Origin of the sequence: Diaphorobacter sp. LR2014-1 (assembly GCF_002916785.1) — a bacterium.
GTDB classification, from domain to species: domain Bacteria; phylum Pseudomonadota; class Gammaproteobacteria; order Burkholderiales; family Burkholderiaceae_C; genus Diaphorobacter; species Diaphorobacter nitroreducens.
Genome location: NZ_MTBE01000070.1, coordinates 1 through 6,607, shown reverse-complemented (window position 1 = coordinate 6,607; position 6,607 = coordinate 1). Strand labels below are relative to the sequence as shown.

The window sequence follows — 6,607 nt, the reverse complement described above, 5'->3', positions numbered from 1 at the left end:
GATGTGTTGAGTTGCACTGAGAAGTGACCCGGGATTTTCATTGAGAAGTGACCCGGGTGGGCGTGGATAATGTACTGCCTGCGACGAGCAGGGTCAAGCGGGTGATTTGTCCTTTCTGGATTTTGGGGCGGCGGAACTGGCTCTGAAGCGGAAGCTGTCATTGCCGGTTTCAAGGATATGGCAATGATGCGTGAGGCGATCCAGCAGGGCGGTGGTCATTTTGGCATCGCCAAAGATACTGGACCACTCGCTGAAGCTCAGGTTGGTGGTGATAACAACGCTGGTCCGCTCATAGAGTTTGCTGAGCAGATGGAACAGCATGGCCCCGCCTGAAGGGCTGAAGGGTAGATATCCCAGCTCATCAAGGATGACGAGGTCGAGGCGCAACAGACGCTCGGCCAACTGGCCCGCTCTGTTTGCGGCCTTTTCCTGCTCCAACGCATTGACCAGATCGACGGTGGAGAAGAAGCGGATCTTTTTGCGGTGATGCTCAACCGCCTGGACGCCCAAAGCCGTCGCGATGTGGCTTTTGCCGGTGCCTGGTCCGCCGATCAGTACGACGTTGTCGGCGCTATCCATAAAGTCACCACGGTGAAGTTGACGCACGAGCGCCTCGTTGACCTCACTGACGGCAAAGTCGAAGCCTGCCAGATCCTTGTAGGCCGGGAACCGGGCTGCCTTGATCTGGTAAGCAATGGACCTGACCTCCCGCTCGGACATCTCCGCCTTGAGAAGCTGTGAGAGGATCGGAACGGCAGCATCAAAGGCTGGCGCGCCCTGCTCGATCAGATCACCAGCGGCTTGCGCCATGCCATACATTTTGAGGCCACGTAGCATGACAACCACAGCGGCGCTGGCCGGATCATGACGCATGGCGTAACGCCCTCAGCGTGTCGTAGCGTTCGACATCGGCAACAGGCTCCTGGGCGAGGCGCAGGGCCTGCGGGGCATCGATTGGGGATGCCGGTGGAGCCTTGCCATCGATCAGGCGGTGCAGAACATTGAGGATGTGGGTTTTGGTCGGCACCCCAGCTTCGAGGGCCAGTTCGACGGCGCTGAGCACAGCCTGTTCGTTATGCTGTAGAACAAGGGCGAGGATTTCGACCATCTCCCTGTCACCACCGAGCCGCTTGAGCAGATGCCCCTGCAGTTGCCGGAAGGCTTCGGGCATTTCGAGGAATGGCGCCCCATTGCGCAAAGCGCCAGGCTTGCGCTGAACAACTGCCAGATAGTGCCGCCAGTCATAGATCGTCTGCCCCGGCTTCTGGTGAGAACGGTCGATAATCCGGTTGTGCTCGCACAAGATTTGCCCCTCGGCCGCGATGACCAACCGATCAGGATAGACCCGCAGGCTCACTGGCCGGTTCGCAAAGGATGCAGGAACGCTATAGCGATTGCGCTCGAACGCGATCAGGCAGGTCGGCGACACGCGCTTGGTATGTTCGACAAAGCCATCGAAGGCCCGCCCCATCGGCATCAGGCTGATAATCTCAACGGCGTGCACATCGGCAACTGTGCCGGGGAGGACGCCATGCTGGATTTCTCCCCATTGTGCGATGCACCGCTCTTCCAACCAGGCCCAGTCGGCCCGAAGCTGCGATTTTGGCCAGGTTGAAGAACGAACACTGAACGCTTGATTGATTCTACCAGGACCGTTGCTGACCACCGACCTCGTAGATATCGGCTTCCATGGAGCAATTGTAGCTCTCTGCGATGTTGAACATCTCGGAGAGGAGGCTTTGGATTTCCTCATCAAGGGAAATGCCATCCGGATCGGGGTCATAGGCGACGGTCAGTTTGTAATCACAATTGCCGTTTTTTACCATGGCGTAGTCGCGTTCCAGCATCGCCTCAATCCGCTCCCGAGCGGGTTTTCTACCTCTTCCACGCTTGTTGAAGTTCTCGATAATCAGATGCAGGGCGATGCTGGCAGTGGGCGGCTTTTCCGGCAGTTTGGTCTGTGACGGAATAATGTCGAGCGCCCGATAGACGGTCATTCGTGAGACCTTCAGGTCGCGGGCAACGCGGGCCTTGCTGGCGCCGGCGGCAAGGCGACGGCGGATTTCATCGTCATCGACGTTCTTCTTCCGGCCTTTGTAAACGCCTTCGGCGCGCGCCGCTTCGATCCCGGCGCGCTGACGATCCTTGATGAACTTCAGCTCCATATCGGCGACCATGCCGAGTATGGTGATGACCATTCGCCCCATGTCGCCCGCCGTCGTCACCTCTGGCTCAAGGATGCGCAGCGAAGCTCCCTTTTCATCAAGCTCATGCACCAGGTTCAGGACATCGCGCGTGGAGCGGCCGAGCCGGTCGAGCCGCAGCACGACCAGCTCGTCGCCGGTGTGCATAAACTGCATGATCGTTTCCAGTTCCGTGCGCCCGCTCCGCGAGGCCCCCGATCCGGTCTCGGAACGGATAATTTCGCAACCTGCATTCTTGAGGCGGCCAATCTGGATATCCAGATCCTGGTCCGTGGTGCTGACGCGGGCATATCCGATACGAGCCAAGTGCAAAATCCGTCACATTAGGGTGGCTCTTGCAGTGTATCGTCACATTGAGCGCAAACCCACCCTTTTGTGACAGACGAATGGTGTCACTCGGCCCTATCACTCTGGGGTGTACCCAAATGTTATAGGCCGATCAGCCGCCTCACGCTGCAAGCCGTCCAAAATCAATCCGGTCGTTCAGGTCGAGGTCGAAGCGGCCATAAGGGTTCACATGACTGTAGATCAACGGCGTGAGACCACGATAATCTTCCGGCGTCATCCGCCCCGCCCACTTCGGCTCAACCAGTACGATCTGAAGCATGCGGGTGTTCACATACACCAGCGACGCTTGCAGGAGGTGTAGCGCCAGAACGGAGATTTCCTGCTCATGGATGCGGTTGGTGGCGATCTCGCCGCCCTTGCCGAAGAACACGAAACCATTAGCGCCGTTCCAGTTCTCAACCACATTCAGCCCTTCGTGGATCTCGCGGCGGAATGCCTCCTGACGCAAATACCGGCATAGGAAGATTGTTTTGACCGCGCGGCCGAGTTCACTCAGCGCCTTGTAGGTCGGGTGCATCACTTCGGCTCTGGCAAACCGGAGCAGGATCGCTTCCGGATCGGCGGTGCGCGATTGCATGGCAGCGGCATATTTGACCATTTCGTCATATTGTTGCTCGATCTCGTCCCAGTCGATCGGGCTGGAGAGGATCGGCAGTAAATTGGAAAGCCGCGTGCGCATGCCGGCTTGGGGAAGGGCCAGTTTCTGGCGTGCCACTGCTTTCAGCCGCGGGGCAAGCTCAAATCCAAGGAGTCGGCAGAACGCAAAGCCGACTGCGCTCTGGCCGTGGCTATCGACGTACTGGCGCTGGATTTCCATGTCGGTGCAATGGCGTAGCACGCCTTCGATCATGGAGGCGACCTCCGAGGAAGAGCACCGCTTGAGCTGGGAATAAACGCAGGTCGCGCGCTTCTCCACATGCCAGTAGATCATGACGCCACGGCCGCCATAGCGGGCGTGCCATTCCGTCATCAGGTTGCGGTCCCACGCGCCGAACTTCGTTGAATCGGACGCGCATGCCGTGCCCGCATCTCCCCATACTGCGGCATTGCGGATTGCCAGTGTCGCGTTTGCTACCCGCGCGCACGCCTCCCTCAGCGCTGGCGCGTGGATGAAACGGCGATGGACATGCAGCAATTCCTCGTAACTGACATCGGGTGTTGCGCCAGCGACCCGCTTGAGCCCGGCGTTCGTGCCCAAGCCATAGAGACACAGCAAAAGACGCTGAGCCAAGGCTGCTTTCGACAGGGTAACCCGCGAGGCCGACGTTTCGAAAGCATCCATCAATCCCGTGTCCAGAGCAGCCTCTTTCAACACGTCCAGCAGTCCGGTCATCGGCCAGCGCTGACCGATCTCGCTTTTGATCGAAGCGAGACCCTTCGGTTCGGGCAAGGGCTTGAACGGTGTAATCGATATCCGGTTGTCGCCGCGCCACAGGAGCCGGACCTTGTCGTTTTGTGGAATATTGGCATTGAGGAGCAACAGTTCCCGTTCAAGCTCCTCCCGGATCGAGGCGCAAAACGCCTGCGCATCTGGCGTCAGGCTGAGGCCGGAATAGTACGCATCTCGCCTGATCTCGAAGTCCTTGGGAAGATCGTCATCGGGATTGCGATAGCGATCCGCCCCGACCACCCAGATTTCTTTGGAGCGGATGCGGTCGCGCAGTTGCGTCAGGACGCAAAGCTCATAGCTGATCCGGTTTACCCGCCCATCGTCATCAATGACGGAACTGCGCCATCGCGCTGGAATCACCTCATCGATCGGAACATCCTGCAATGGCACGAAGCGGCATCCGCCATCCACCTTGCTCCTGATCCAGTCGAGGGCCGCCAGGACCGGCCGCCACACCGCGTTGTTCGACCGGAACTCAAGTACGGAAAGCAGGCTTGGCAGCATGCGCCGGTAATGATTGGCCCAGGAACCACGCATCACCTTGTAGATGCGCCGGTCCAGAGCGCCCTTCGCATGGCTCTCCTTGACGATCGCCGCCAGCTTGGCCTTACCGGCGATCGGGAAAATGACATCGCAGATGCGCCCCGATGGTTCATTGATCGAGGCGCTGGCGATCTCGACCAGCAGGCGCTCCTTTCCATAGACCCGCTCGATGTCTTTCGCGATATCGCCCACCACCTTGCGTTTCGAGCGCGTTCCGATCTTGTGAACGGTTTCGATCAGCAGGTCGATCATCGCGTCAGTGAGTTGCGCCTCCCGCGACATTAGATAAATCGCATAAAGGCCGAGCTGTCGCGCCGGCGCATGCCGGCGCATCTCCGAGGCCTTTTCACCGGCAACGCGGCGAACAATCTGATCGACCCATGGCTTGCCCGTAGCCGTCAGGAGATCATGGGGAAGATCAAGTCTCTGGATAAAGGCGAGTTTCTCGGTCACGTCGAGAATGTTGTCGAGCGTTGCCTGTCCGGCGTCACCCTTCATCCTGTTGAATCCGGTCGAGCTGTCCGGATCGGCAAGCGAGGCTTCCAATAACGCCACCGCATCTGACGAAAGCCGATCACTGGTTCCGATCAGCCAGGTGTCCAGATAATCTTGCCGTTGTGAGCGAACGACACGTTCAAGCTCCTTGCGCGACGGCCCATAAATACGCCGGTCCCGGCACCACAGGAAAACATGCTCAAGCATGGCATTGATCGACTGGCCGCCCGGGCACAGCTCGCCAGCAATCCATTCCGTCAATTGCGCGCGATCCACCCGCTTCATGCGGTGATATCCAAGATGGATCAGGATCTCCGCACAATGCCGTCGTGCTGTCCGACTGGAAAAGTCATAACCGGCTATCTCGCCAGCCTCGACACCGAGTTGCTCGGCCAGATACGAGAGGCCATCGGTAGGGATTGAGCCGGGATCGATCGCGAAAAACCCCAGGGAAGCGAAGAATTTCAGCTGCGCGGCGAGGCCAAGGCGCGTCAGGGCCGGCTTCGAATTTACAAAATCAATATCGGCAAAGCTCAGGCTCCATCGTCCGATCAAATCCCCGCCCGGAATACTCCGATCCATCAACCCACTCCCTATGATGGAGCGAACTGTCCTCTTCTATGATTTCCATCGTCAATACCGAATGCCACGTTCCCAAAACGTTCTCCGACTTGGCCAAAATCGCAGCTTGGGGCCGACTGGGCCAACCAGGCATTGAGGGCATCAAGATCTGGGAAGTTGGGCATTGGCTGCCATAACCGTCGACGCGCATCCTGAACGTTTTTCTCGACCTGACCTTTCTCCCAGCCTGAGGCCGGATTGCAAAAATCCGTTTCGAACAGGTAGTGGCTGGCCATGGCAGCGAACCGCGCATTGACCTGTCGGACTTTGCCCTGGCCGATCCGGTCTACAGCCGTCTTCATATTGTCGAATATTCCACGCTGAGGCACGCCGCCCAGCACCCGGAAGGCCTGCGTCAGTGCGTCGAACAACATCTCGTGCGTTTGCAGCAGATAGGCTCGCGTGATGAACGCCCGACTGTGGGAGAGCTTGGTATGGGCCACCTGCAGCTTGGTAGGCCGGCCATTCAGAAGGGCGTAATCTTCACTCCAATCGAACTGAAAGGCCTCACCGGGCTGGAAGATCAGCGGTACGAATGTGCCGCGCCCACTGGTTTGCTTTTCATATTGGCGTTCGGTCTTCCACGAGCGGGCGAAGGCGGCAACACGGCTGTATGATCCCTCGTAGCCCAGCTTAACCAGATCTGCATGTAGCTGCTTGGCTGTTCGCTTCTGTTTGCGCGACTTGCCAGATTCCACCCGCAGCCACGTCGTCAGTTTTTCTGCAAACTGATCAAGCTTGCTCGGCCGTTTGGGAACCTTGAACGTCGGCTCCACCGCGTCATCGCGCAGATATTTGCGGATCGTGTTGCGCGATAATCCAGTCCGCCGCCGGATCTCGCGAATGGGGATGCCTTGCCGAAAATGCCAGCGGCGGATCACACTGAGTAGGTCCATGTCGATCACTCCGATGCCTCCTGACTGTCAGCCAGGGGCGAGGAAAACATGGGTCAATTCTCAGTGAAAACTTATAACCCTCCCGGGTCACTTCTCAGTGCAACTCAACA

3 protein-coding genes and 2 pseudogenes are annotated in these 6,607 nt (G+C 58.5%); all 5 read right to left on the bottom strand.

Annotation, left to right across the window (positions count from 1 at the left end):
- Positions 1-93 precede the first annotated feature (93 nt).
- The gene (istB, locus tag BV908_RS21565; protein WP_006955904.1) at positions 94-873 is read right to left on the bottom strand and encodes an IS21-like element ISRsp3 family helper ATPase IstB; all 780 of its coding nucleotides are present in this window, start codon (positions 871-873) and stop codon (positions 94-96) included.
- Positions 863-1,579 (bottom strand): annotated as a pseudogene (gene istA, locus BV908_RS21560) (IS21-like element ISRsp3 family transposase); the annotation flags it as partial. The gene istB and the pseudogene istA (BV908_RS21560), both read right to left, overlap by 11 nt.
- Positions 1,580-1,643: 64 nt before the next feature.
- A complete protein-coding gene (locus BV908_RS21555) occupies positions 1,644-2,510 on the bottom strand; it encodes a recombinase family protein (protein ID WP_006953933.1) in 867 nt (288 codons plus the stop codon).
- Between the two features lie 142 nt (positions 2,511-2,652).
- On the bottom strand, positions 2,653-5,562 hold the full coding sequence (locus tag BV908_RS21550; RefSeq protein WP_062093919.1) for a Tn3 family transposase: 2,910 nt from the start codon (positions 5,560-5,562) through the stop codon (positions 2,653-2,655).
- A 122-nt stretch (positions 5,563-5,684) separates the two neighbouring features.
- Positions 5,685-6,497: pseudogene (gene istA, locus BV908_RS21545) on the bottom strand (IS21-like element ISRsp3 family transposase); the annotation flags it as partial.
- Positions 6,498-6,607: the final 110 nt, after the last annotated feature.

Coding starts and splice junctions, on each gene's coding strand:
- istB (WP_006955904.1), bottom strand. CDS start 873: ATGCGTCATGATCCGGCCAGCGCCGCTGTGGTTGTCATGCTACGTGGC.
- BV908_RS21550 (WP_062093919.1), bottom strand. CDS start 5,562: ATGGATCGGAGTATTCCGGGCGGGGATTTGATCGGACGATGGAGCCTG.